The organism is Terriglobia bacterium (assembly GCA_032252755.1).
GTDB lineage: Bacteria > Acidobacteriota > Terriglobia > Terriglobales > Acidobacteriaceae > JAVUPY01.
Genome location: JAVUPY010000053.1, coordinates 40104 through 64907 on the forward strand (window position 1 = coordinate 40104; position 24804 = coordinate 64907).

20 protein-coding genes are annotated in these 24804 nt (G+C 58.1%); 8 read left to right on the forward strand and 12 right to left on the reverse strand.

The window, feature by feature from the left end; genetic code table 11:
* Positions 1–62 precede the first annotated feature (62 nt).
* A complete protein-coding gene (locus ROO76_12765; protein ID MDT8069028.1) occupies positions 63–770 on the reverse strand; it encodes a metallophosphoesterase in 708 nt (235 codons plus the stop codon).
* An 18-nt stretch (positions 771–788) separates the two neighbouring features.
* Complete coding sequence (locus tag ROO76_12770) at positions 789–1673, reverse strand: nucleotidyltransferase (GenBank protein ID MDT8069029.1); 885 nt, start codon at positions 1671–1673, stop codon at positions 789–791.
* Positions 1674–1757: 84 nt separating this feature from the next.
* Between ROO76_12770 and ligD the strand changes: the two genes are divergently transcribed.
* Complete coding sequence (gene ligD / locus ROO76_12775) at positions 1758–2792, forward strand: non-homologous end-joining DNA ligase (protein ID MDT8069030.1); 1035 nt, start codon at positions 1758–1760, stop codon at positions 2790–2792.
* 66 nt (positions 2793–2858) lie between these two features.
* Positions 2859–3674 carry a DUF72 domain-containing protein gene (locus ROO76_12780; GenBank protein ID MDT8069031.1) on the forward strand — a complete coding sequence of 272 codons (816 nt, stop codon included), beginning with the start codon at positions 2859–2861 and terminating at the stop codon, positions 3672–3674.
* 181 nt (positions 3675–3855) lie between these two features.
* Here ROO76_12780 and ROO76_12785 read toward each other — a convergent pair whose 3' ends face one another.
* Both ROO76_12785 and ROO76_12790 read right to left on the reverse strand, forming a co-directional pair.
* Entirely contained in the window at positions 3856–8391 is a 4536-nt protein-coding gene (locus tag ROO76_12785; GenBank protein MDT8069032.1) for a DEAD/DEAH box helicase, read from the reverse strand.
* 85 nt (positions 8392–8476) lie between these two features.
* A complete protein-coding gene (locus tag ROO76_12790) occupies positions 8477–9850 on the reverse strand; it encodes a hypothetical protein (GenBank protein ID MDT8069033.1) in 1374 nt (457 codons plus the stop codon).
* A 125-nt stretch (positions 9851–9975) separates the two neighbouring features.
* Between ROO76_12790 and ROO76_12795 the strand changes: the two genes are divergently transcribed.
* A complete protein-coding gene (locus ROO76_12795; GenBank protein ID MDT8069034.1) occupies positions 9976–10629 on the forward strand; it encodes an HAD hydrolase family protein in 654 nt (217 codons plus the stop codon).
* Positions 10630–10913: 284 nt separating this feature from the next.
* Here ROO76_12795 and ROO76_12800 read toward each other — a convergent pair whose 3' ends face one another.
* The 5 genes from ROO76_12800 to ROO76_12820 all read right to left on the reverse strand — a co-directional run bounded on the left by ROO76_12800 (position 10914) and on the right by ROO76_12820 (position 17755).
* Positions 10914–11687, reverse strand: coding sequence for a tetratricopeptide repeat protein (locus ROO76_12800; GenBank protein MDT8069035.1), 774 nt, complete (start codon positions 11685–11687; stop codon positions 10914–10916).
* 32 nt (positions 11688–11719) lie between these two features.
* Positions 11720–12562: a tetratricopeptide repeat protein gene (locus tag ROO76_12805; GenBank protein ID MDT8069036.1), complete on the reverse strand. Its 843-nt coding sequence runs from the start codon at positions 12560–12562 to the stop codon at positions 11720–11722.
* 51 nt (positions 12563–12613) lie between these two features.
* Positions 12614–15301 carry a PBP1A family penicillin-binding protein gene (locus ROO76_12810; protein ID MDT8069037.1) on the reverse strand — a complete coding sequence of 896 codons (2688 nt, stop codon included), beginning with the start codon at positions 15299–15301 and terminating at the stop codon, positions 12614–12616.
* A 315-nt stretch (positions 15302–15616) separates the two neighbouring features.
* A complete protein-coding gene (locus ROO76_12815) occupies positions 15617–15961 on the reverse strand; it encodes a hypothetical protein (GenBank protein ID MDT8069038.1) in 345 nt (114 codons plus the stop codon).
* Between the two features lie 24 nt (positions 15962–15985).
* The gene (locus ROO76_12820) at positions 15986–17755 is read right to left on the reverse strand and encodes a proline--tRNA ligase (GenBank protein MDT8069039.1); all 1770 of its coding nucleotides are present in this window, start codon (positions 17753–17755) and stop codon (positions 15986–15988) included.
* Between the two features lie 260 nt (positions 17756–18015).
* Here ROO76_12820 and ROO76_12825 point away from each other — a divergent pair, with 260 nt between their 5' ends.
* Both ROO76_12825 and pstS read left to right on the forward strand, forming a co-directional pair.
* Positions 18016–18378 (forward strand): MGMT family protein, encoded by a 363-nt coding sequence (locus tag ROO76_12825; GenBank protein ID MDT8069040.1) that lies wholly within the window; start codon positions 18016–18018, stop codon positions 18376–18378.
* A 108-nt stretch (positions 18379–18486) separates the two neighbouring features.
* Positions 18487–19569, forward strand: coding sequence for a phosphate ABC transporter substrate-binding protein PstS (gene pstS, locus ROO76_12830; protein ID MDT8069041.1), 1083 nt, complete (start codon positions 18487–18489; stop codon positions 19567–19569).
* Between the two features lie 106 nt (positions 19570–19675).
* Here pstS and ROO76_12835 read toward each other — a convergent pair whose 3' ends face one another.
* Positions 19676–19885, reverse strand: coding sequence for a hypothetical protein (locus ROO76_12835; GenBank protein MDT8069042.1), 210 nt, complete (start codon positions 19883–19885; stop codon positions 19676–19678).
* Positions 19886–20019: 134 nt separating this feature from the next.
* On the opposite strand from ROO76_12835, the gene ROO76_12840 reads away from it, so the two are divergent.
* Positions 20020–20349, forward strand: a complete 330-nt coding sequence (locus ROO76_12840; protein ID MDT8069043.1) for a hypothetical protein — start codon at positions 20020–20022, stop codon at positions 20347–20349.
* 66 nt (positions 20350–20415) lie between these two features.
* On the opposite strand, the gene ROO76_12845 is transcribed toward ROO76_12840, so the two are convergent.
* Together ROO76_12845 and ROO76_12850 are read right to left on the reverse strand one after the other, a co-directional pair.
* Positions 20416–21402, reverse strand: a complete 987-nt coding sequence (locus tag ROO76_12845; protein ID MDT8069044.1) for a KpsF/GutQ family sugar-phosphate isomerase — start codon at positions 21400–21402, stop codon at positions 20416–20418.
* Between the two features lie 229 nt (positions 21403–21631).
* On the reverse strand, positions 21632–22036 hold the full coding sequence (locus tag ROO76_12850; GenBank protein ID MDT8069045.1) for a response regulator: 405 nt from the start codon (positions 22034–22036) through the stop codon (positions 21632–21634).
* Positions 22037–22199: 163 nt separating this feature from the next.
* On the opposite strand from ROO76_12850, the gene ROO76_12855 reads away from it, so the two are divergent.
* The gene (locus tag ROO76_12855) at positions 22200–22937 is read left to right on the forward strand and encodes a hypothetical protein (protein ID MDT8069046.1); all 738 of its coding nucleotides are present in this window, start codon (positions 22200–22202) and stop codon (positions 22935–22937) included.
* A gap of 209 nt (positions 22938–23146) precedes the next feature.
* A complete protein-coding gene (locus ROO76_12860) occupies positions 23147–24802 on the forward strand; it encodes a CTP synthase (GenBank protein MDT8069047.1) in 1656 nt (551 codons plus the stop codon).
* The last annotated feature ends 2 nt before the right edge of the window (positions 24803–24804 follow it).

Genomic DNA, 24804 nt, shown 5'->3' on the forward strand with positions numbered 1-24804 from the left:
GAGATTGGTCCAATCCATGAAAGTACGCCCGGAAGCGAAAGAGAGTCAAACCGCAATATGAGTTAGACGTCGAAGATCCGGTAGGGCACCGGAGGGTTCTGCTGCTGCAGAATGTGCAGCGCAACGTTGTATACGGGGATTCCGCCGGTGGTCTTTCCGTCCGGCGATCCATGATGCGCGTGACCGTGCACGATAAGGTCGGCCCCGTGGCGATCTGCGACTTCAGAAAGGCGTGAATTGCCGAGGTACGGAAAGATTTCTGTCGGTTCGCCCTTTACCGTATCCCCGATCGGCGCGTAGTGAATCACGATAACGCGCTTATCCGTGCGCAATTGTGAAAGTGCGCGCTCGAGTTTGAGCGCCTCGTCGACAGATGCCTGCACGAACGCTTTGACCTCCGGTTCACCGAACGCCGTCAGGATTCCGCGGCCAAAGCCGCCTAGAAACCCTTTCGTCCCCGCAAAGCCAACCCCGTCGCGCTCATAACCGGTGCCGTCGAGTACCTTGATTCCCTCGGCGGTCATCATCTGCATCAACTGTTCGGCTTGGCCGCTCTCGTAGTCGTGGTTCCCGAGCACCGCAACGATCGGCACGCGTAAACGAACCAGGGCATTGAGCAGGGATTCCATTTCCTGCGGGCGGCCGTAATTCGTGAGGTCTCCGGCGATGACCATCAGGTCAGCATCATCGCGTACGCGATTCATCTGCTCGCGAATGCGATCGTAATTCTGCGGCGTGAAATGAAGATCAGCAGTGGCAGCTATTCTCATTGAGCGTCGTCGTTCCGGTTATGCGGCTGGCTCAGCCGGATCTTTGTCCGACTGTGGTTTCGGTTCCCGCAATCGGCGGTGATACTCGATCAGGTTCGCCATGCCCCATTCGTTGACGTCGATAGCGAACATCTTTTCGTCGATCAGGCTGCCCCGAAAATGTGCAACCGGATTGGGATGGTCCAGTTCCTTCTGCAGCCGGCCTAACAGGTCATCCCACACCGAACGCGGTATGTAATTGCAATGTGCCGGATAGGTGTATTGAAACAGCACCATGGCCCAGAGCACGATCATCCAGTGCTCTCCCACGATCTCCAGTACCCGCTTCCAATCCAGTTTGCCCTGCGTTCCATGGATAACGTGCACGATGTCGGCGCCATCAAAGCGTTCGCGCCGCGTGACAAATAGTTTGGACGCGATCAGTTCTTCGGCGGCAAGCACGCGCGTCGGAACGCCGACGATCGTTGCCGATGAGCCGTGCTCGATCCATGATTTGTCTACGGTAATCACGGCGTTGCTCATCCCGGTGATGAGGTCGACATAGAATTCGCCGCGGTGAGCCTTGAAGAGCCACACGGGATCGCGGACTTCCGTCTCGAAGCCGGCGTCCTTGAGTTTTTCCAGCGCCGGCGGAATGTCCTCTGGGGCCAGGAACAGGTCGAGGTCCTTGGTGTTGCGCCAGATGCCGGTGTGTTGCCCTAGTGCAAAAGCGCCAGAAACTACGTAAGGAATCCCGCTCTGATTTAGCAGTTCTAGGACCCCCCGGAAGAGTTCTTCCTGTTCCGGTGGGAACACGGGCGGCTGAGACGAACTAACCGGCAGCGGTTTATCGGCGTATTTCGGCACCCACCCTTTGATGTAAAACTTGCCATCAGTGTTGTTGAAAATACGGGGCTGCGGCACAATTCCAGAGCACCGGGTTTACCCCGCTGACCGGGCCAGCATCTCTGGAGCAGACCACGATCCGGCAGCATCCAAGAGGAGCATATGGCGAGAAGCGAAACGGTCGTCGAGATCCAGGGACAGCGCCTGAACCTATCGAACCTCGACAAGGTGATGTATCCCGAGGTCGGGTTTACCAAGGGCCATATTATCGATTACTACGCCCGCATCGCGCCCGCGCTGCTGCCGCATCTCCGCGGACGCCCGCTGACCTTAAAGCGCTATCCGAACGGCGTGAACGGCATGCACTTCTATGAGAAGAACTGTCCGGCGCATCGTCCCGATTTCGTACAGGTCGCGCCCATTTGGAGCCCCGGGAACAATCGCTGGGTGAACTACTGCCTGGCGCAGGACCTCCCGACTCTCATCTGGGCGGCGAATCTCGCGGACATCGAGTTGCACACGTCGCTTTCCCAGTCGAAAGACATGATGCGGCCCACCTTCATCGTCTTCGATCTCGATCCCGGTGCTCCGGCAGATATCGTGCAGTGCTGCAAGGTGGGGCTCTGGGTGCGAGACGTCTTCGCGCATTTCGGGCTGAAGAGCTTTGCGAAAACCTCGGGCTCGAAAGGGCTCCAAATCTACGTTCCGCTGAACACGGCCGTCACCTACGACCAGAGCAAGCCTTTTGCGCATGAACTCGCGCGACTACTCGAACGCCAGCATCGCGATCTCGTCGTCAGCGACATGAAGAAAGTGCTGCGAACCGGTAAGATCTTCGTCGACTGGAGCCAGAACGACGATTACAAGACGACCGTCTGCGTCTACTCCTTGCGTGCCAAGGAGCGGCCGACCGTTTCTACTCCGGTGAAATGGGAAGAGGTAGAACAGTGCCTCAAGAAAGAAGATCCCAACCTCCTGGTGTTCACCTCCGACGAGGTTCTGAAGAGAGTAGACAAATTCGGCGATCTTTTCGAACCGGTGCTCACGATGAAGCAGAAACTGCCGAAGATCGAGGAACTCACCGCCCTCGACGGTGTGTCAACTGTGAAGCCAGTTCCCGCAAAGCGAACGCCTTCTGCTAACGAAAGAGCTAAAGTCTTGGCGAAGAAAACTGCGAAGAAACGAAAGACAGGCTGATCGGAACGGGGGTACCTAGCCGGTTACGATAGAGCTGAGAAGCAGGCGACAAGCGGTGGAGGCGAAATGGCCGGATCAAATACTCAGGCACAGACTTCGCAACGCGATAACGCCGGGAGCCCGCGTATTTACGTCGGCACCTCTGGCTGGGCCTACAAGGTCTGGCAGCCCGCGTTCTATCCGCCGAAGCTGGCGCAATCGAAGTACCTGCAGCACTACTCGACGCGCCTGAACACGGTCGAAGTCAACTACACCTTCCGGCACCTGCTCACTGAAAAGACGATTGCGAACTGGCTGCAGCAGACTCCGGAGAGTTTCAAGTTCGTCGTGAAAGCCAACCAGCGGATCACGCACATCAAGCGCCTGATGGATGTCGACGACGCTCTGAGCGCGTTCGTCTCCTCGGTTTCATCGTTGGAGCGATCTGGCCGATTAGGTCCTGTTCTCTTTCAGTTACCGCCAAACCTGAAAGCATCTCCTGAGGTGCTGGACGCGTTTCTCGGCAAGCTGCCGAAGGGCCTTCGTGCCGCATTCGAATTCCGTCACGAGAGCTGGCTGGCTGATCAGATCAGCGATATTTTGAGGCGGCATGGCGCGGCGCTCTGCGTAGCCGAAAGCGACGAGTTCACCACACCGGAGGTGCACACGGCCCCCTTCGTCTATTACCGTTTTCGCCGGTCCCACTACACCGAGACCGCTCGCAAGGCACTGGCACAACGAGTTATGACCACCTCTTCGCAGGGTAAAGAGGTCTTCGGATTCTTCAAACATGAAGAGCGTCCGGAAAGCCCGCTGTGGGCTGTGGAGTTGCTGGAGAGCACACGGAATGAAGCAGGTCATTGCTGTCACGCTGAGGAGCAGAGCGGCAAGGCGTCCATTTGAGACGATAATTCATGTCAAAACAAAAATCTTCCGCGAGACAAAGCGACGCAAAGAACCACCTTGGCGCATGAGTGTCTTGACAGGCCCGGAGTTCTTATAGACGGGATCACAAAAACGAGAGTCGAGCCGGGCGATAAAAAAGGGAGCCGTAATAAAGGGGGCGTGATCGAAGAAGCGCAAGTCAGTCGCCGCTGGCTTCAATTTGCTGCTCGACCGACGGCAGCATGCGTTCTTCCTGCGGTTCGTAAGGAACGCCGTCAAGGTAGGTCACGGTGCGGCCTGAGATTGCGGGGACGCGCTCGCCGGGGACGATGACACCGACGAGGTTCACAGGGTCGGCGGCGGATACGGTTACAATTTCCCCGCTGGTCGGAATTTTGCGAATTTCACGAACGCTTTCTACGGCCAGCGGCAAGGCGAATTGCTCGCCGATGAAACCCGAGACGAAGCGTCCGCCGCGAACCTCGCCGCGGTCTTCGAGGCGGCGGAAGGCGACCTGCAAGTCGCGCCAGCGGGTCAGGCCGCTTTCGCGTGCCAGTAGTTCGCGAAAGACGATTCCGTAGCGTCGTAAGAGCATCCAGCAGACCGCTTCGACACGGCGCTCCTGCCGGGCGGTTTCGGAGCCGTCGATGTTGTCGTCGAGGTAGAGAAGGGACCAGCGGCCGGCGGAATGGCGCGGGCGCGCTGTTTTCCCGTGTCCCTGGCCTGAGCGACGCTTGGGATCGATGAGCGAGCGCAGGTTGTCGAAACCATCGGCGGTGACGAAGCCGGCCGCCACGAGTTCCCAGAGACCCATTTCGACCTCTGACTTCAGTTTGCCGGTGCCGCGGACGATGTCGGTGAAGAACGATGCGCCGCGTTTGCGAAGGAACCCGAGCACCTCGCGCGCGACCGGACTCAACCCGTGCTCCTGCTCTTCTTCTTCGCCGTGACGTCGGGGCTGCATCCAGTCCGACTCTTCGCGGACGAAAAAGGTGATAGGAGCGACGCTGGTTGGAATCACGCGTCGTCCGCGACCGTCACTTGGTTCAACTGTCGCAGGATGCGGGGATAAGCGGCCCCATGCGATGGCGCCGGTAAGGCAGAGGTGGTCGAGAACTGTCGGATCGTATTCGCGAACACGACGCGAGAGGATCTGGCGTTCCCACGCATTGGCTGGGATTTCAAAGCCCTGCAACTGGTGTAGCGCTTCGAGCAATCCGCGTTCTCCGGCAAGTTGCGAACCGGGTGCGACGTGCTGCCATCGGAGCAGCCAGCGCAAGAACTGAGCGGGCGTGACCGGTTCGACTTGCTTGCGCAGAGTCGCAACGGTGAGGCGGTGAATACGTGCGAGGAGGCGTCGATCGCACCACTCGAGATAGATTTTCTGTTCGGTGAATTGTCCGCGAAGCGCCGTGCCGGTGGCTTCAATGCGCAGAAGGGCGGCATCGAGATCTCGCTCCGGAACTCCCAATGTCGCGCTCAGTCCATGCGCGCTGACCGGACCGCAGTGCGAAAGCCAACCGCTGACCATCTGCTTCAGGGCGTCTTCGCGGGGAAGTTCGGGGCTGCTTAGCTCCGGTGGTGCAGGATCAAATTGTGCGTCCGGGAAAATGGCCACGAACGCGCGAGCGCGTTCGCTGGCTACCCAATACAGTCGGCGGTCACTGATTGCGGTCACGGCGCGACGATTGCGGGCGAGGATTTCGAAGAAGCCGCTCCATGCTTCAGAGAGGCGCTCCCAGCCGGGCATTTCGAGGGGAATGGGAAGGGCGACCAGGGTTTGCAGGACATCGTGCAGGTCGTCGGCTTCGCGCACATCCGGGCGCGCCTCTTCGCGGACGAGATCGATGGCCGCCGAGTCGAGTTTCCCGACCTCTTCCAGCACGCTCTCCGGCAGCGTTCGGCGCATCTGCACGGCGCGGGCGCGTCGCTCCTCGAGCGGAGCGTCATCGAGGAAAGCGTAGGGGTTCGCGTTCAGGATTTCGTGAGAAAACTGTGAGGGAACCGGCGTGTCTACGGCGATCGTTTCGATTGATCCATCACGAAGCTGGCCGAGCACTCGCTTTAGGCCTTCGACATCCATGGCCTCGTGCAGCACGTCTTTCATCACTTCCTGCACGAGGGGATGGTCAGGGACCTGGATGTCGCCGTCGATGTTTTCCTGGCACGCAGCGGCGTCGGGGAAGACCCCCGCGAGAAGATCGTCACCACGCATGCGCTGAATCTGAGGCGGAACCTTCTGCCCTCCTTGGAAGCGCAGCAGAGCGAGCGACCGATTCGCGTCCCAACGCCAGCGAGTCTGGAAGATCGGGGAACCGGTGAGCGCGGCCTGCTGCACGACGTCTTGCACGGTCTCCGGTTGCAGAAAGTGGAAGACGTCCGCGAGCGGGAAGCTGTGCTGTTCGGCGAGCGCGATGTTGATGCCGTCATCGGTGGCTGACGCCTGCAGTTCGAAATTGAAGGACCGACAGAACCGTTTGCGCAGCGCCAGCCCCCATGCCTTGTTGATGCGGCCGCCGAAAGGCGCGTGAATGATCAACTGCATTCCGCCGCCCTCGTCGAAGAACCGCTCGGCAATCACGCGCTTCTGCGTTGGGACAGCGCCGAGAACGACACGGCCTTCGAGGAGATATTGGATAAGTTGGACGGCTGCGGCATCGTCCGTTCCTGCTTCTTCCTTGAGCCACTCGATGGCATTTCGAATCTCGGGCGAAAATTGCAGGCCGCGGATCGTCTTGCGTTCCCCTGATCCGCCTTCTTCAGAATGTCCAATTTCAGTTCTGACCGGCTTGGAAGTCGGCAGCAGGTCGCTGAGCCTCTGTCGCAGGTCGGCGACAGCCTCGCTCAGTTCCGAGGTTCGCGCGGGGGCCTCGCCGCGCCAGAAGGGAACACTGGGCGGAGCGCCGTGCGCGTCTTCGACAAGCAGCCGGCCACTGCGGCCCTCGACACGCGTGATTCGCCACGAAGTGTTGCCGAGCAGAAAAATGTCGCCGGCGTTGCTCTCTGTGGCGAAGTCCTCATCGACAGTCCCGACCGTAATTCCCTCGGGCATAGAGACGACGCTGAAGAGCGCAGTTTCGGGAATGGCGCCGCCGCTGGTGATGGCGGCCAGGCGTGCACCGCGACGGGCGCGCAAACGATGATTCACCTGATCGCGATAGAGATAGGCCCCGTAGCGGCCTCGTCGGGCGGCTATGCCTTCGGAGAGCATCGTGAGTATCTTGGCGTAATCTTCGCGCGACAGGCTGCGATAGGGATAAGCACGACGAACGAGGTCGTAAAGCGCGCCTTCGTCCCACTCATCCGAGGCACAGGTGGCGACGATCTGCTGCGCGAGGATGTCCAGAGGAGCCTCGGGGATCATCAGGTGGTCGAGGTCGCCGTGCTTGATGGCCCGCACCAAAGCCGCGCATTCCATCAGTTCGTCGCGTGTGGTCGCAAAGATGCGGCCCTTGGGAACTGCTCCGCGCCAGTGGCCTGCACGGCCGATGCGCTGCAAGGCGACGGCAATCGCGCGTGGGGAGCCGATCTGGCAGACGAGATCGACGAAGCCGACGTCGATACCGAGTTCGAGGGAGGCGGTTGCGACGAGAACTCGAATTTCACCGTTCTTCAACTTGCGCTCGGCAGTCAATCGAATCTTCCGCGACAGGGAACCGTGATGCGCGGCGACGTTTTCCTCGCCCATGCGCTCGGCGAGATGGAAGGCAACGCGCTCGGCGAGCCGGCGGGTGTTGACGAATATCAATGTCGAGCGGTGCTCGTTGGCAAGCGCGACCAGCCGGTCGTAGATTTCGCCCCACATTTCGTTGCTTGCGACGGGGCCCAGTTCCGTGCTTGGGACCTCAAGCGCGAGGTCCATCTTTCGCCGATGGCCGACGTCGACAATGGCGACGGAGCGGTGCTGTTTGCGCTTCGCGGTTACGGGGATAACTCCGGTTATGGGTCCCTGGTCGTCGCTAACGACGAGGTCGTGGGGCTGGCCGGGATAGAGGAAGTCGGCGACTGTTTCGATGGGTTTTTGCGTTGCCGAAAGGCCAATGCGAATCGGCTTCGGAAGCTGACTCTGTTCGATGAGATGGTCGAGCCGTTCGAGCGACAGCGCAAGGTGGGCGCCACGCTTATCGTCGGCAACGGCGTGGATCTCGTCGACGATCACTGTATCGACGGCACGCAACATGCCGCGGCCGCGATCACTAGTGAGCAGGATGTAAAGCGATTCCGGCGTGGTGACGAGGATGTGCGGCGGTTTGCGCAGCATGCGCTGCCGTTCGACGATCAGGGTGTCGCCGGTGCGAACCGCAGTGCGGATCGTCGGCATGAGCACGCCACGTGCTCCGGCCATCGCCTGAATCTCGCCTAAGGGGCCTTCGAGGTTGCGCTGAACGTCGTTGCCGAGCGCTTTGAGTGGCGAGATGTAGAGGACCTCGGTGTGATCGCGAAGTTCACCGGATAGAGCCTTGCGAACAAGGCGATCGATGCACGCGAGAAAGGCCGCGAGGGTTTTGCCAGAGCCGGTTGGTGCCGAAATCAGTGTGGGGCGCCCAGAGAGAATGCAGGGCCAGCCCTCGATCTGGGGCTCAGTGGGAGTGCCGAATTTGCGAACGAACCACTCGGCGACGAGCGGATGGGCCCAGGCGAGAGTCTCCGGAATAATGAGCGGCGCCTCGCGCTCGATTCCAGCCTCGCCGGTAGTAGCCGAAACGGCCGCCCGAACAGGCTCTGGGAACGGCAATCTGTCTTCAAATCGCCCCACGGCGCAATTCTACGCCGAATCGATACTTTCGCCAATTGTTCGCTTGCAGGATTCTCAGAATAATCTAGTGGAGATACTCAATCGTGCGCGCGACCGCCAGCAGAAGGCGGGTTTTCAACTCGTCGTCCTGAACGCCTCGGATGGCTGCGAGTGTTGCAGCTGGGTTGATATGCGCGCCAAGGCGAGCGACGCCGCTGAGTTCCGAACTCGATACGAGCATCGCATAGGCATGATCTTCCGGGGCGTAGCTCTGTATGGTTTGTTGCGCCAGTTCCGCACCAAGTTCTACAGTACGGCCGATGGTTTGCTGCATTTGCGGGCCTTCGTGAATGTCATTTTCATTGAGCTTCATCATCGCGGTACGACTCGCTTCGAAGGCCGCTTTCAGCTGCTGCATCGATTCGTCGGGAACAGAGGGCTCCGGTATCTTCCGGCGGGTGTTGGCATTTACAGACATAAAGTACGGGCTTCCGTTGAATCCGAGATTGGCGGGATCGGGCAGCGATGCCACAGCATCGGGCGCAAATCGTTTCAGAGAGTTCTTGACGACCATCAGGAGCCCGCGTACGCCGACGGATTCGTCGCCCTGAGATTCGCTCTGCGCGTGCATATACTCTTTGACCTGGGAAACCAGTTGCGTCGCCGCGTCCTGAGTCTGCCAATCCTCCACCTGTTTTCGAATCTGATCGGAAGACAGGAGGCTGACCATTCCGAATATTTCCTGGCGACTGGCCGGACCTCGGCGCAGGTAATCAACGCTGTCGGCAAAGAACTGGCGCACTACGTCGCGGTTATCGTGCACCTGGTTGAGCAAATTCAAAACTGCGTAATATGGATACACCCCCCGGTCACCCAGGGACAGCGCCTCGCGGCGGATATCCGGAATTGCCGCGGCACCTTCTCGAGCATAGAGCTCGTTGAACAACGCTGAAACGACACTCAACCGGGGATCCCAGCCGCCCCGGTCGGGAGTGGTGTCGATGGCGTCCAGCAGTTCGACCGCACGCTTGGGGTTCACGGAGATCATGGCGCGCGCCGCTGCGGTTTCAGCCTGCAACCTCAACTGCGAACCGGAAGGGAACTCGTCTCCCAATTGAAAGAGCTCCTCAGACCAGTCCCGCAGCTTGTCGCGCTGCTTCCTGGTGAGATCGCGCGGAACGGTGCGCTCTGTCCGTGTTTGCATATGCCCGCCGGCCGCGCGAACCACTAACCGGGGCTCGGCGGTCTTCGAATTCATGGACGCAGAGATCTGGCAAATCTGGACGAGCAAGGGGATGCGCTGCTCACTGGTGAGATCGCGTGAGATGTTGTAGGCCTCGCGCAACAACGAGAAGGTCGTGTCGCGATTGAGATCGCCCGTGTCGGCGGATTTGGTTGTTTTCGTCGCGGCGGGAGACTTCTTTTGCGTGGGAGCAGTCTTTGTTTCCTGTCCGGCCATCCCTAGTGCGCCGGTTACGATCGCGATTAAAAGTGCAAGTGCTTGTCGTCGGGCCCCACGCATGACGAGAGTTTAACCCAATTCCTACCCGCCCTGGTCGGACTGATACAATCAATTTTCTTATCATGTCTAACGCCAAGGATACCCACGATCGCGCGCGCAATCGCGCCAGGCAGATCAAACTCGTCCTGCTCGATGTGGACGGTGTGATGACCGATGGCACCATTTTCCTGTTTCCCGCTCCCGCGGGCGCACAGCAACCGCTGCGGCAGCATACGGAAACTCGTGCCGGCGATGGCGGTTTTGCCATTGCGTCGGACGCGGTGATTGAGGCGAAGGGGTTCCACGCGCATGACGGAACGGCGATGTCGCTGGCACACAATGCCGGTCTTAAGATCGGCATAATTACCAAGCGCATTTCGGAGACCGTGCGGTTGCGCGCACGCGATCTCAAGCTGGATTACGTGTATCAGGGAGCGCACGACAAACTTTCGGTCCTGCAGGAGATTCTTGAGAAACAAGGAATCAGAGCGGAAGAGGTTGCATACGTTGGCGACGATATTATCGATCTGCCGGTGATGCGCGCTGTCGGACTGGCCATCGCGGTTGCAAACGCACGCGAAGACGTGAAAGACGAATCACATGTCATCACCGATCATCGCGGCGGAGAGGGAGCCGTGCGCGATGCCATTGAGTTCATTCTCAAAGCGCAAGGGAAGTACGAGGCAGCCATCGCCGAATACATCCAGCAGAGGACGCCCTCACCCAGGGAAGGCTAAGTCTTTTCCCTGCCGAAGATCTTTATTTTGAGCAAAAAAAGTCCCTCCGGTTACAGGAACCGGAGGGTCACCGTTTCCCCTGAACAACGAGTCCGTTTTCAGGAGGCTCTACCCGGTTAGACACGTTCCACCCAAAAAAGTTGCGTCGAAATTCATCGTGGGACATGGCAAATTCGTGCCGAATGTGAAGGAATTGTAAGAAGAACGTAATTATCGTCAAGAGTCAGAGGGAAAACAGAACTGGGGTTTGAGTCGTAAACGGTTGCCTGTAGCTCTTCCGTGGCTTAGTTTGGAATGGCTGGCGGCTTGTTCTCCATCAGTTGTAAGAACCGTGGATCGTTCCGAACCGCAGCAAATACCTGGTCCTTGTAGAGGGGATCCAATTCGCTGTACCCGTTCTCAAGCGCGGTCCGTATCTGGGTGATTGCGTGATCCACATCGCCGACCTTGGCGTACAACCTGGCCAGCATGAAGGCGTACTTGGCTCGTTCTTCTGGGCGGCTTACGCGACCGATCAACCCGGTCGTGGAACTTCGTTCAAAAACCCCTGGATCGAGTTGCAGGGCCAGCAAGTACTCGTTCATCGCCAGCGCGACTTTTTTTTGCGCGAAGTAAACGGATCCGAGGTTGGAGTGGAACGAAGCGGAGTCGCGGAGCGCGAGTGCTTCCTTATAGCGGCTTATAGCTTTGCGGTAGTCGCCGAGGATGTAATACACGACGCCGAGGTTGTTGAAAGCATCGGCGTAGTCTTTCCTAAGTTTGGTGGCGCGCTCGAAGTCCATGCGCGCGCTGTTGAACCGACTGGAACGCTCAAAACCTTGCGCACCCGAGCCGATCACCAATTCGGTCATTCCGAGTTTGTTCCATAAGACCGCGTTCTTCGGAGCTTTGTGAAGGGCGTCCTTGTACAGATTAGCTGCGGCAACGTAGTCTTTCTGGGATCGGAGTGCGTCCGCGCGCGACTCCATCCCAGTTGGAGTTGAATCCGCGTTCTGCTGCCCAATTGCAGGGATTACAGAGAGAACCAGTGCAAGCAGTAGTGGGGCCTTGAATCGCAAAATTGTTCCTTCCGTCCTCGATCAGCTCAACTCTACTGCGGGATCGCCACTGGTCGCTGCGCCATCAGTTCCGTAAACCGCTGATCTTTGCGCAAGGTGGCGAAGTCGGCGTCCTTATATACCTTATCAATATCGGGGTAGCCATCTTCTAAAGATTTCTTAAGGTACTCAAGAGACTTGTCCAGTTTTCCATTCGCGGCGAAGAGCTTGGCCATGACATAGAAGAAGCGCGCCTGATCGCCCGGAGATCCCATGCGCGCGGAAATCCCATTTCGCGAAGAGCGCTCGAAGACGCCGGGGTCGAGTTGGTAGGCCTTCTCGTACTCAGCCATGCCTTCCTGGTATTTCTTGCGCTCCATATACAGCGTTCCCAGATTGCTGTGAAATGACGCGGATTCACGAAGCTCGATCGCCTTCTTGTAATTCTTCTCGGCGGGCCGATACTTCTTAAGACCGTAGTATGCCACTCCGAGATTATTGTAGGCTTCGGGATACTTCTTGTCGGTTTTAACGGCTCTTTTCAGGGCCTTCTCCGCCGCCTTCATATTCCCAATCAAGAGATAAGTCATACCGATTTTGTTCTCGATGACAGCCCTCTCAGTGATAGCGGAATTCTGATGTTTCTTCAGCGCCGCTCGGTAATAGTCGATTGCGTCAAGATAGTTCTTCTGTTCCTTGAGCAGGTCGGCACGGTCTTCCAACTCTTGCGCGGTTGCCTGCGTGAAAGACAGTTGGGGAAGAGGCGCGAGTGGCTTCACTTCCTGTATTTCAGATGGCGGCGGAATTTCAGACTGCGAGCCGGGCGATTGCGTTTGGGCCGATACGCTTGCGCCGGTCATGAGGAGAGAGGAAGCGAGAAGAATGCGTCCAAGCATTTTCTACCTCCGAGCAGGGGCGGTGCCCCTGCTGCTTACTGCTATTAGACATCATTTCGGGGGTGGTTTGTTCCCATTTCCTTGGTGGTTCCCATTTTGCGGGTCTTTCTTATCGTCACCACCACCACCGAAGATGTCCTTCAATTTACCGAAGAATCCCTTTTTCTTCTGCTCTGGTTGCGGTTTTTGTTGCTGCGCCTGCTGATTGGCCGCAGGTGGAACCTGTTGTTGACCGTTGGGTGGCGCTACAAGCCGCGGCTGTCCGCCGGTAATCACAGGAACCTGTGGCGCAGGTTGTCCCAACCCAAGGATCTTCTGAAAGACATTTCGGTTGTCCGCCTGCTGTTCGCAGGTCAATTGCGGCTCAGTCCCGGCAACGAAAGCCATCTCATAATGGTCCGGACATGCCGGAGTGGATAGCCGATTCGTGACTTTATCTATTGCCACGTCGACCACTCCCGAGGGCTGCGTGAAGTCCGTCACATCATGATATTGGGGAAGGGCTACAGCTCGCTTCATGAACTCCGCCCAGATGGGTGCGGCCGTTGAGCCGCCGGCCAGGCGAAGATCGCTGTAATCGTCGTACCCAACCCAGACAATGCAGAGCAAGTTGCTCGTGTATCCGGCAAACCAGCCGTCGTGCGAAGTGCCGGTCTTACCCGCGGCCGGCGCAGTGAAGCCTAGTTGGCGGACCTCGAAACCGGTACCGTTGTTGATAACGCCTTCCATCATGCTGGTCATCACATATGCAATCCGTGGATCGAGTACCTGGCGTGTAGTTGTCTGGAAGTCCTGGATCACGTCTCCATTCGCCGCACGGACTGAGTGCACGAGCATCGGATCAATGCGCGTTCCACCGTTGGCGAACACGGTATATGCCGCAGCCATGTCTAGCGGACTCGCGTCGTAGGCGCCCAAAGCCATGGCCGGTGTCGGCTTCACCGATGTGATTCCGGCAGCGCGAGCCAGGTCGGCGACCTTGTCGTAACCGACCGTCTCCGCCACTTTCACCGTGGCGTTGTTGAGCGACTCCATCAGCGCGTACCGCAGCGAAACGGTTCCCTTATATTCATTCTTGTAATTTCGCGGCTCGTAGATCTGGTCGCCATAAGTGAAAGTCGAAGGGGAATCGTCGACCGTCGAAGATGCGGTGATGATCTGGTCCGGCGGCGTATCGTTGATAGCCGTATTCAACGCCGCTGCGTAAACAAACGGTTTGAAAATTGAGCCCGTAGGCCGCTGGGCCACAGCGTGGTTTAGCTGGCTGAAGGCATAGTTGCGGCCGCCGACCATTGCGAGAACGTCCCCGGTGTGCGGATCCAGGGCAACAAGCGCGACCTGTGGGTACCTGATGTTCTCGTCCACCTTGGTTTCGTACTTCGCTGCTTTGCCTTTTCCAACGCGAACTCTCCGGGTGTGCTGTTTGCGAACTTGTTCGTCCACCCGTTTAAGGCCCACTTGTACCGCCTCGGCAGCCGCGTGCTGCAGTTGCGGATCGATGGTGGTGTAAATGCGCAGGCCCCCGTCGTTGAGTTCGTTCTCGGGGAACTTGTTCTGGAGTTGATCTTTTACGAGATCGACGAAATAGGGTGCGTCGCTGGCCTCAACATTGGGCGGCGCGAGTTTTAGAGGTGCCTTTTTCGCTTCATCGCGCTGGGCGCGCGTAATTGCGCCTGTATCCACCATCGCATCCAGCACCATGTTCCGGCGATCGACAACACGGTCAGGCCTTTTATATGGATTGAAATAGTTCGGCGACTGGATGATCCCCGCCAGCATCGCAGCCTCGGGCAGGCTGAGGTTACGGACGTCCTTGTTGAAGTACGCACGCGCGGCTTCTCCCAGGCCATTGATGGAGTACGACCCGCGCTGCCCCATATAGATTTGGTTCGCGTAAAGCTCGAATATCTGTTCCTTCGTGAACTTCTGCTCCAATTCAATCGCAATCAGCATTTCCGTCAGCTTGCGCTTGATGGTCTTCTGGGGCGTGAGGAAGAAACCTCGCGAGAGCTGCATGGTGATGGTCGAAGCGCCTTGCTCCCGTCCGTGCTCGCGGACGTCGATAATGGCAGCCTCGATCAGCCTATAGAAGTTCACACCAGAGTGCTGGAAGAACCGTCGGTCCTCAATCGCGACAACAGCGTTCACCATGACCTTCGGTAATTCGTTGAACGTCACCAGTTGCCGCTTCGTGCGTTGTTCGCCTTCGAACAGGGCCGTGACTAACTGCGGTTCGAGTTCATACCCATCAAGTTCCTGGCCCTTGTCGCCCCCGGAGGTAATGTTCGAAATCTTTCCATTCTTGAACTGAACAATGGCCGTGTCTGGGCTGTGGAAGGACTGCGGCCCCGGCATGATCTCGATCGCATTGTCCTCCAACTTGTATGTACCCCATGGCGATACGGGTTTCTGCCCATCCTGTGTGTATCCGGCGCGCTTCATTTTCGCCACGAGATCGTCGAGGTTGTAAGCCTCACCGTCACGGACTACTTCAGGGCGGGCATAGATCTTGGCCGAATTGTTGAAAATCGGTCCGCGCATCTTGCGGTCGATGATCTTGTCGTAGCGAACGTAATAGAAGGCAAAGACGCCGAAGAACGCGAGCGAGAGGAAAAGGAAGGCGGCAATGCCAATCTTGACGATAGGATCGCCGAGGTGGAAGTTTGACCTGCGTTTCTTTCCCGATTTTGGCGAAGACTTGAATGAAGTCTTGCGCGGAATTCTTATTTTTATGGCCACGCTTTTATCTTCAGAGATGCCTGTTTCAGCGACTTGGATGAACGGTAGAGAACTCTGGCCCGGCACTCTTCCGTTTCCAATCAGCCAAACAAGCTTTGGTGGGCGAACGCGCCATCCTTCTCAAGACAGCTGCCTTCACCATTTCTCGGCCAGAGCAGGTGAGATTATTCTAAACCGAAGAATCAAAGATCGGGTGAACCGAAGACCGGAATCCTAAAGGTTACAAGAAGTAAGATGCTAATGAGACCAGTTTGCTGTCCAACCCTGCATCGCAGCCTTGTTCTTTTGTCCCGAGGTTCGGTTCTTCGGTCGATTCTAGATCCGCTTGTCCTTCGTGGCCGGTGAAAACTTCAGGTCGATTGTCTTTACTGGAGTCTCAATGCTGATCGTGTACTCCGCCCATATCGAGATGTTCCCGTTGGTTTTTTCCACGTGAATATCGTCCGGCGTCAAGGGAATATCCAAATCCTTTGCCGTTTTGGCCAACTCTTTCTTCACGTCGTCTTCTGTCATCTGTTGGTTGTAAACGGCGGTGCGCGCCTCGTTATCGAGCTCGTCCTGGAAGGAATAGTTGTTATAGTAGGGCGGGATCAGCACCCAGGCCAGGTAGAAGCCAACGACCACGATCGCAAGCCCCAGAAAAGCTTTCAACTGCTTCATTTCGAATCCTTAGCCTTGTGCAAATCAATGACTTGCATCAGGGCGGTAGAGGCTCTGCATCACCCCTACAATTTCGGCGATGTTAGCATCCTGAGTAGCACGTGTCGAGCGACGGAATACCTCAACCTTGCCCTCGGAAACCTTCTTGCCAACAGTCACCCGGAACGGGATTCCGACCAAATCCGCGTCCTTGAATTTCACGCCGGGGCGCTCGTCACGGTCATCGAGCACAACGTCATACCCGGCACCTTCGAGCCTCACCGCAATCTCCTCCGCGGTCTTCGAAACCAGCTCGTCTTTCACATTCGTGGGCACCACTACGACCTGGAACGGCGCAACGTTTGGCGGCAGCCAGAAACCGTCGTCATCGTGATTCTGTTCGATCGACGAGGTCAGGATGCGCTCAATGCCAATACCGTAGCTCCCCATGATCGGCGTGACTTCCTTGCCGTCCTTGTCGAGTACGCGCGCGCCCATCGACTCCGAATACTTGTAGCCGAGCTTGAAGATGTGCCCGATCTCCACGGCCTTTGCCACCTTAAGTGGCTCGCCGCAGTCAGGACATCCCTCCCCGGCCTGTACGTTCCGGAAGTCGGCCCACTGTGTATCTTCTACCCTGAAATCGTGTCCGGGTGTGATATTACGGAGGTGGTAATCCTCTTTGTTTGCTCCTGTTACCAAGTTCCGGCGCTCGCGTAAAGCAAGATCCAGGAAGACTTTTGCCTTCACACCCCGGTATTGGAAGCTCTCCGAGCCAATGGCCCCTAGTGATCCCCCAAAAGCGCCAAAGATCGCCGAAACCTCTTCCGGATGCATGGGGCGGAACTCGGCTCCAGGAACTGTCGTGGCAAGCTTGGCCTCGTTCAGGGTGTGATCTCCACGGACGAAAATGACGACGGGAATGAACTTCGGTTGTCCCTCGGGCGCATTCTCATTAACTGCCATGAAGCACAAAGTCTTCATTTGATTCTTGGGCGAGATTTTCAAGAAATTCGAAAGCTCGTCGATCGTCTTGATATTCGGAGTGTGAATCTCTTCAGGCTTGTCGCCGCCCTCCAGTTCCTGCACGGGTTCGAGACGCGACGTTGCTTTTTCGAGATTGGCGGCGTAACCGCACTTTGCGCAACTTGCCACGAGGTCTTCACCGGCGTCGGTGTACACCATGAACTCGTGGGACTGCGAACCACCCATTGCTCCTGAGTGTGCTTCGACGGCGACAAAGTCGAGGCCGCAGCGCTTGAAGATCGCCTTATAGGTGTCATAGTGCTTCTCGTAGCTGACGTCGAGTCCGGCGGCATCGATGTCGAACGAATAAGCGTCCTTCATCGTGAACTGGCGCACGCGCAGCAGGCCGGACTTGGGACGAGGCTCGTCGCGGAACTTGGTTTGGATCTGATACCAGATCTGGGGCAACTGCTTATAGCTGCGTAGTTCTTTGCGGGCGATATCGGTCATGACCTCTTCGTGAGTCATGCCGAGGCAGAGATCGGCGCCCTTGCGATCCTTCAGGCGAAACATGTTGTCGCCCATGACCGACCAGCGGCCGCTGGCTTCCCATATCTCGCGCGGGTTTAGCGAGGGAAGGAAGAATTCCTGGCCGATCTTGTCCATCTCCTCGCGCACGATCTTCGTGATCTTCAAAATGGTGCGCTGACCGAGGAAGAGGTAGGAGTAAATGCCGGCGGCAAGCTGACGCACGTATCCGGCGCGGAGAAGAAATTTATGGCTGGCAACTTCAGCGTCGGCGGGTGCCTCGCGAAGAGTGGGAATAAAGAGCTGTGACCAACGATGCATGATTGTCCGTAAACCCGCTCGCACAGGAATGTACGCAAAATGAACGGGAATTCTCAATTGTAGCAAGAGGAAGTGGACAACTTCAGGATGAACCGCGCAGGTGAGGAGAGAGAACGGTCAGCCGTCAGCAATCAGCACTCAGCCTTCAGTCAACCGGGACTGTGCTATTGCGTTTGCAATTCGCAATTCTCGCAGTTCGCGAAATCCCCAGAATTCAGATCTCCCGTGACACCCGCGGTGTTCACTTTATAATTCTCCCGATGCCTCTCCCTCGCTCCATGTTCGCGGATCTTCTCGCTCAGGTGCGGCGCGTCCCGCGCGGCAAGGTCGCAACTTATGGCGACATCGCGTACGCGGCGGGATACCCGGGTGCTGCACGGCAGGTTGCGTGGGCGCTGCACACTTCATCCAGCGGACTGCCGTGGCATCGCATTGTCGGAGCCGATGGCAAAATCCTTCTTCCCGCGGAAGGCGGTTTTGAACAGCGTATGAGGCTTCGCGCAGAAGGTGTTGAATTCATCGGACTACGCGTCAACATGAAGGTGCACCGGCATGCGTTCTTTGGAAAACGCCAAAAGAAGTCACGGGCCACCAAGGTCTCACGCTTAAAACCTTCGCGCTAATCGCCCCAAATTCATACCCCTTTAATATTCCGCGTGCATTATCAGAGTGGAACTATGTGTGAGTCGCGTTGTCTCCCAAAATCTCCAATTGCGCACAGGAGTCTTCTGATGAAAGCCTTGCATCGCACGCTGTTATGTACAGCGAGCTTCGCTGTTCTCCTCTTGCTCGTCGCCTGTAATTCGAGCAACAAATCCGGTGTTGTTTCTCCCAACGCGAATGGGAATCCCAATAAGATCACCGGCGCTGGAAGCACGTTCGTTTATCCCGTGATGTCGCGCTGGATTGCCGATTACCAGAAGGCGAATCCGAACATTCAGATTAACTATCAGTCGATCGGTTCCGGCGGCGGAATCCAGCAGTTGAAGAAAGGCCTCGTCGATTTCGGGGCCAGCGATGCCGCGCTTAACGATCAGCAACTGAAGGAAATGCCGCCGATCATGCAGATTCCCGAGAGTGCTGGCCCGGTCTGCATCACTTACAACATTCCTGAACTGAAAGAACCGTTGAAGCTGACTCCGGCAGCGCTCGCCGGAATTTACCTGGGTACGATCAAGAACTGGCACGACAAGGAGATTGCGTCGGCTAATCCTGGTGTGAAGTTGCCGAGTTCACCGATGGTTGTCGCGCATCGCTCTGATGGCAGCGGCACGACCAATATCTTCACCAATTACCTTGCGGCTGTCAGCCCAGAGTGGAAGAGCAAAGTGGGCGCGGGAATTTCCGTGGGCTGGCCGGTAGGTCTCGGCGGGAAGGGAAGTGAAGGCGTGACCGGGATCGTGAAGCAGAACCCCGGTGGAATTGGCTACGTTGAGCTGACCTATGCCGAGGAGAATCACCTCCCGGTGGCATTGATGAGGAATGCCGCGGGACAGTGGGTTCCGCCGACTGCTGAAGCGGCCACCGCGGCAATTAACGCTTATTCCGCGGAACTCGCCAAGGACACCCGCATCCCGATCGTCAATCCTCCGGCATCTGCGAAGGACGCATATCCGATCTCAGGCCTCACGTACCTGCTGGTTCCGACGCAACCGAAGAACGTGGAGCGCGGTGATAACGTGAAGAAGTTTATCCAGTACGTCATCACCGACGGGCAGAGCCAGGCCGTGAACCTGCACTACGCCAAGCTGCCACAATCGCTGATCGATCTCGACCAGAAGATGCTCGGCGGACAGGCGGCAGGAGAGAAGTAAAACCGAAATTGACGATTGACGATTGATTCATTGACGATTAGAAAGCCGGTGCCGGAAGTGCCGCATTTTTCAATCGTCAATGCGAAAATCGTCAATCGTCAATCTGCTACTTGGAAAGTCTCTCCAGTAGCTCCCGTCCCATCTGCTGCAGTTCACCGAAGCGTTTCTGGTACTCCGTGAAGATTCGGTTCAGTTCGAGCGACTGGTCCGGTTTCATGTGTGCGCGCAGCATCATGTCGCGCAGGTGAACCGGGTTCGGCAATACCGCGTCCTCGCGTAGCTCCTCCAGAGCCGTGGTCGGATCATAGTGATACATAGTTGATTTAGCTCCTCAGCCGAAGGTCTCGCATATTGGATGTAATAAACCCTGGCGCGACTTCAGCAACTTAGCCGGGTTAGCAATGTCACAAGCTCGAAGCGGATTTTAAAAGATCGAGCGGAGGCGAACACATGAAGCGACCAAGTTGGCTGGGTATAGTATTCGCGTTTTCGATGTTTGGTGCCCTGGCGGCATCCGCTCAGGTAGCCGTGGTGATTGGGCCGCGTCCGGTGGTTGTTCCGAGGCCGCGGGTGGTAGTTGTCAGGCCGGTTGCGGTCTATCCCGCTCCGGTTGTGGCCTATCGGCCGATGTATCGTCGGGTCATTTTCCCACGACCGTACTATCCGGTGGCGCGACGAGTGGTTGTTTATCGTCGTCCAGTGTACGTCTACAGGCCGGGTCCGGCGCGTCGCGCCTACTGGCGGCATGAGCGGTGGGAGCATCGGCATGGGCGTTGGTAAGCAGATACGGGGGCGGGCGAAACGCCCGCCTTCTCCGGCGGCAGTCTGCCGCCGCCACCGCCGCGATCAGACCATCTCGGTTCCCCAGAGATCGTGCAGGTGCACGATTCCTTCGAGTTTCCCGTCGGAATCGACAACCACAAGTGACGTGATCTTCTTTTGTTCCAGGATGTCCAGGGCCTTGGCGGCGAACGTGTCCGCAGAGATTGTCTTCGGATCGCGGCTCATGCATTCGCCGGCGGTGAGGTCAAGAACGTGCTTGCCGCGATGCTCCAGGAGGCGGCGTAAATCGCCGTCGCTCACGATCCCGACAACTTTCCCATTCTCCACGACTGTCGTCACGCCCAGCCCCTTGCGCGACATTTCGTAGATCACCTCGGTCATCGGTGTCTCCGGTGCGACGCGAGGAATGGCGCCCCCAGTGTGCATGAAGGCGCTCACACGGGAGAAGCGCTTGCCGAGCTTTCCGCCGGGATGAAGATTGGCAAAATCTTCTTCCTTGAAACCTCGGCGCTCGCTGAGCGCGACGGCAAGAGCATCACCCAGGGCCAGCATGGTCGTCGTCGAAGCTGTCGGGGCGAGGCCGAGGGAGCACGCTTCTTTGTCGATCGAGCAATCGAGCGCAATCTCAGCCGCCTGCGCGAGTTGGCTCACGCTGCCGTTCGGCGGATGGAGTTGATCACACGTGAAGCTGATGAGCGGGATTCCAAGCCGCTTCAGGGTCGGCAACAACTCGAGGATTTCTTCCGTGGTGCCGCTCGAAGATAGGGCGACGACGACGTCCCCTCGCGCGACCATGCCCAGATCGCCGTGCAATGCTTCAGCGGGATGCAGGTAGAGCGCGGGGGTTCCGGTCGAACTGAGCGTCGCCGCGATTTTCCGTGCGATGAGGCCGCTCTTTCCCATCCCGGTCGTGACTACGCGACCGGCGCAGCAATAGAGAAGCTCGACGGCGCGCGAGAAATCATGCGCCATGGGACCGGCAATACGATCGGCCAGCCGACGCAGGGCATCGGCCTCGATGCGAACCACGTTTTCACCGGTGCTATTCATGGAAAGGAGAAGTCTAAAAGAAGCCATTACCGGTTAGCAATCGGCAAAGGCCAGCATCCGCAACACCCTTATTCCTGTGGGCAGGGGCGTCCGCTGTGAGCGGGGACAATCTCAAGCCGCCAGCAAGCATCGCTTTCGAGGCTGACCAGGGTGTGTTAGATCGGCTCGAGAATGAGAACGATATATAGCTCGCGGTGCGGGAAAAACAAAGGCAGGGCTTGTAGGCAACTCACTTCTTGCCCTTAGGAGGCGGCCCTTTAGTTGGAGGCTCCGAAGTCCGTGGATCACCGAATAACTCGCGCACCAGATCGAGCAATTTCTCCGGTTCGTAGGTGGAGAGTTGGTGATCGGCCCAGCGGCACTCCTGGAAACCAGTAGGGCTTAGATAGATGACCGGCGACTCGGGTTTCTCCTCCTTAAATGCTTTTGCCAGCGTAGCGCAATCGTTCTCGGGCCCGAGGCTGGAGGTCACAACGAGACCAGCAATGCCCGACCCCATCAGGTGCATCGCTTCCTTGGCTTCCGGCATGGAATGTGCAGTGATGACATTGAACTTGGCGGTTTCCAGCAGTAGCTTTCGCGTGGAAAGGGCACTGTCGGGTTCGTGTTCAGCAACGAGGAGGGCAGGTCTCATGACTTCCTTAAGTCTCCAGTTGGAATGAAATCCAGATCCTCAAGTTGCATGGCGCGCTGGGAATCGTGAAGTTTCCGGACAATGTGGATTTCCGGAATTGCGACAACTCGCGAATGGCAACTTGCGTATTCCGGTTGGTACACTAGCCGACGAGGATGGTGGGATGTCTTCGAGCGCAAATACCGGGACCACTGGGCCACGGCTGGAACTTGCCAGCCAGCGAAAAATTCGTGAACGCAATAAGAGCTACTACCGGGTGCTGCATTGGCCCATCTGGATCACGGTCTTTTATCTTGCGCCGGGTCCCCTGACATTTACGCTCTTCGCACATGGCGTCAACAAGGGGATGGCGATTTGGCTTGGCATCGTGATGCTGGGTACTGGAATCGCGGGCTTATTTGGCCAACTGCCCGGCGTCGAGCCAAAACCGTATATCATCCGCTTCACCGAAGACCGTCCGAACCCACTGTATCGCCGCATCTGCTACACGCTGGCTTGGAGCGAACTGGTGACCTATGCGGTCCTCAATGTCGCAGGACTCGTGTGGGCGCTAGTCTCCGGGCAATGGCGACTACAGCAGTTCTATCACGCCGCTTATTTTCCGATCGCGGGGACGATATGGCTACTCGGGTTGCTAGGCGTGCTGCCGCGGGTAAGGCCCTCGACCAAGGGAGAGGGCGACGAGCGCCGGTATTTCTATGGGACAGTGTGGTCGGTACCTCTAGCGCAGACCGTGCTCTGGATGATGTACTTAGCAGCGCCGCACGGTGGGTTCGTACCCGATCTCTCGAAGCTGCTGGTCTTCCTGGCAATCATCGCATTCATGGGCCGCCTGGCGGTGAAGGGAATGCTGCCGCGGACGCGGAAGATCGTGCCCGGGGAATTGGCGATTTCCGATTGAAAACCGGCTAACCACAGAAGCGGCGAACGGCGATTGTTTGTCGAAGCGTTGGATGGACCGAGAGCATTGCACAAGTTTTGGTGCACGGGTGACTTCGTTTTGCGGTTTTGCCGTTTTTACCTTTGCCGTTTTTTCGACTTTCCGCGATAATAGATCGTGCACGCCTCTTACGAGCACAAACCCAAAGAAAATTCAGACGCGAGGAAAAGATGTCGGCAAAGTACATCTTCGTGACGGGTGGTGTTGTGTCTTCGCTCGGCAAAGGCTTGGCGGCCGCTTCCATCGGCGCCCTGCTGGAAAGCCGTGGCCTCAAGGTTAACCTCCAAAAGCTTGATCCCTACCTGAACGTTGATCCCGGCACCATGTCCCCATTTCAGCACGGCGAAGTCTTCGTCACCGACGACGGCGCCGAAACCGACCTCGACCTGGGCCACTACGAGCGGTTCATCGACCGTGACCTGAACCGGGACTCGAACGCCACCACCGGAAAGATCTACTCGCAGGTGATCGCCAAGGAGCGGCGTGGAGACTACCTGGGGCGGACGGTCCAGGTGATCCCGCACGTCACCGACGAGATTAAAGGACGCGTCCGCCGGCTCGCCTCGGACGACATCGATATCGTCATCGTGGAGGTCGGCGGCACGGTCGGCGACATCGAGATCATTCCCTTCTTGGAGGCGATCCGGCAGTTCCGCCACGATGTCGGGCGCGACAACGTCTGCTACGTGCACCTGACGCTGGTCCCGTTCCTGGGCGCAGCCGGCGAGCAGAAGACGAAGCCGACGCAGCACTCCGTCACCGAGTTGCGCAGTCGGGGCATCCAGCCCGACGTCATCGTCTGCCGGTCTGACCAGCCGATCTCCGACAGCCTGAAGCGCAAGGTCTCCTTACTGTGCGACGTGGCGGTCGAAGGGGTGATCTCGGCGGTCGACGCGCCCAGCATCTACGACATCCCCCTGGTGCTCCACGACGAAGGGCTCGACACGGTGGTCAGCCGGACGCTGGCCATCGACGACCGGCAGCACCCGGTCGACCTGACGGCCTGGCAGCAGGTGGTGGCCCGCGTGGCTGCCGCTGACCGCCCGGTGCGCATCGGCCTCGTCGGCAAGTACATCAACCTGCCCGACGCCTACCTGTCGGTCGTCGAAGCGCTCCGTCACGCCGGCTTCCACCACGGCGTCCAGATGGACATCGACTGGATCCAGGCAGAGGAAGTTCCCGATCTCGTCAACACGGACCGCATGGCGCTGCTCGACGGCATCGTGATCCCGGGTGGGTTCGGAGAGCGCGGGGTGGAGGGGAAGATCGCCGCGGCGAGGTACACCCGCGAGCACGCCGTCCCGTGTCTCGGGCTCTGCCTCGGGCTGCAGGTCATGGTCATCGACGTGGCCCGCCACCTCTGCGGGCTCGACGGAGCCAACTCGAGCGAGATCGACCCGGCGACCAGGTATCCGGTCATCGACCTGATGGACGAGCAGCAGAACGTGGTCGACCTGGGCGGCACCATGCGCCTGGGGGCCTACGCTGCCCGTTTGACACCCGGGACCCGGGTCGCCGCAGCGTACCAAGACGAGGTTGTGTACGAGCGCCACCGCCACCGCTACGAAGTGAACCCGAGGTTCCGCAAGCAGCTCGAAGATGCCGGGGTCGTGTGCTCCGGGGTCGAGGCCCAGCGGGGTCTGGTCGAGTTCGTCGAACTTCCCGGACATCCCTGGTGGGTCGGGACCCAAGCCCATCCGGAGTTCAAGAGCAGGCCCGATCGCCCGCACCCGCTGTTCCGCGAGCTGGTCGGTGCCGCCTTGGAGCGGGCGGAAGGGCGGCTGCCGCACCTACTCGACGTCGACGACGGCGGAGTTCGGTCCTGACG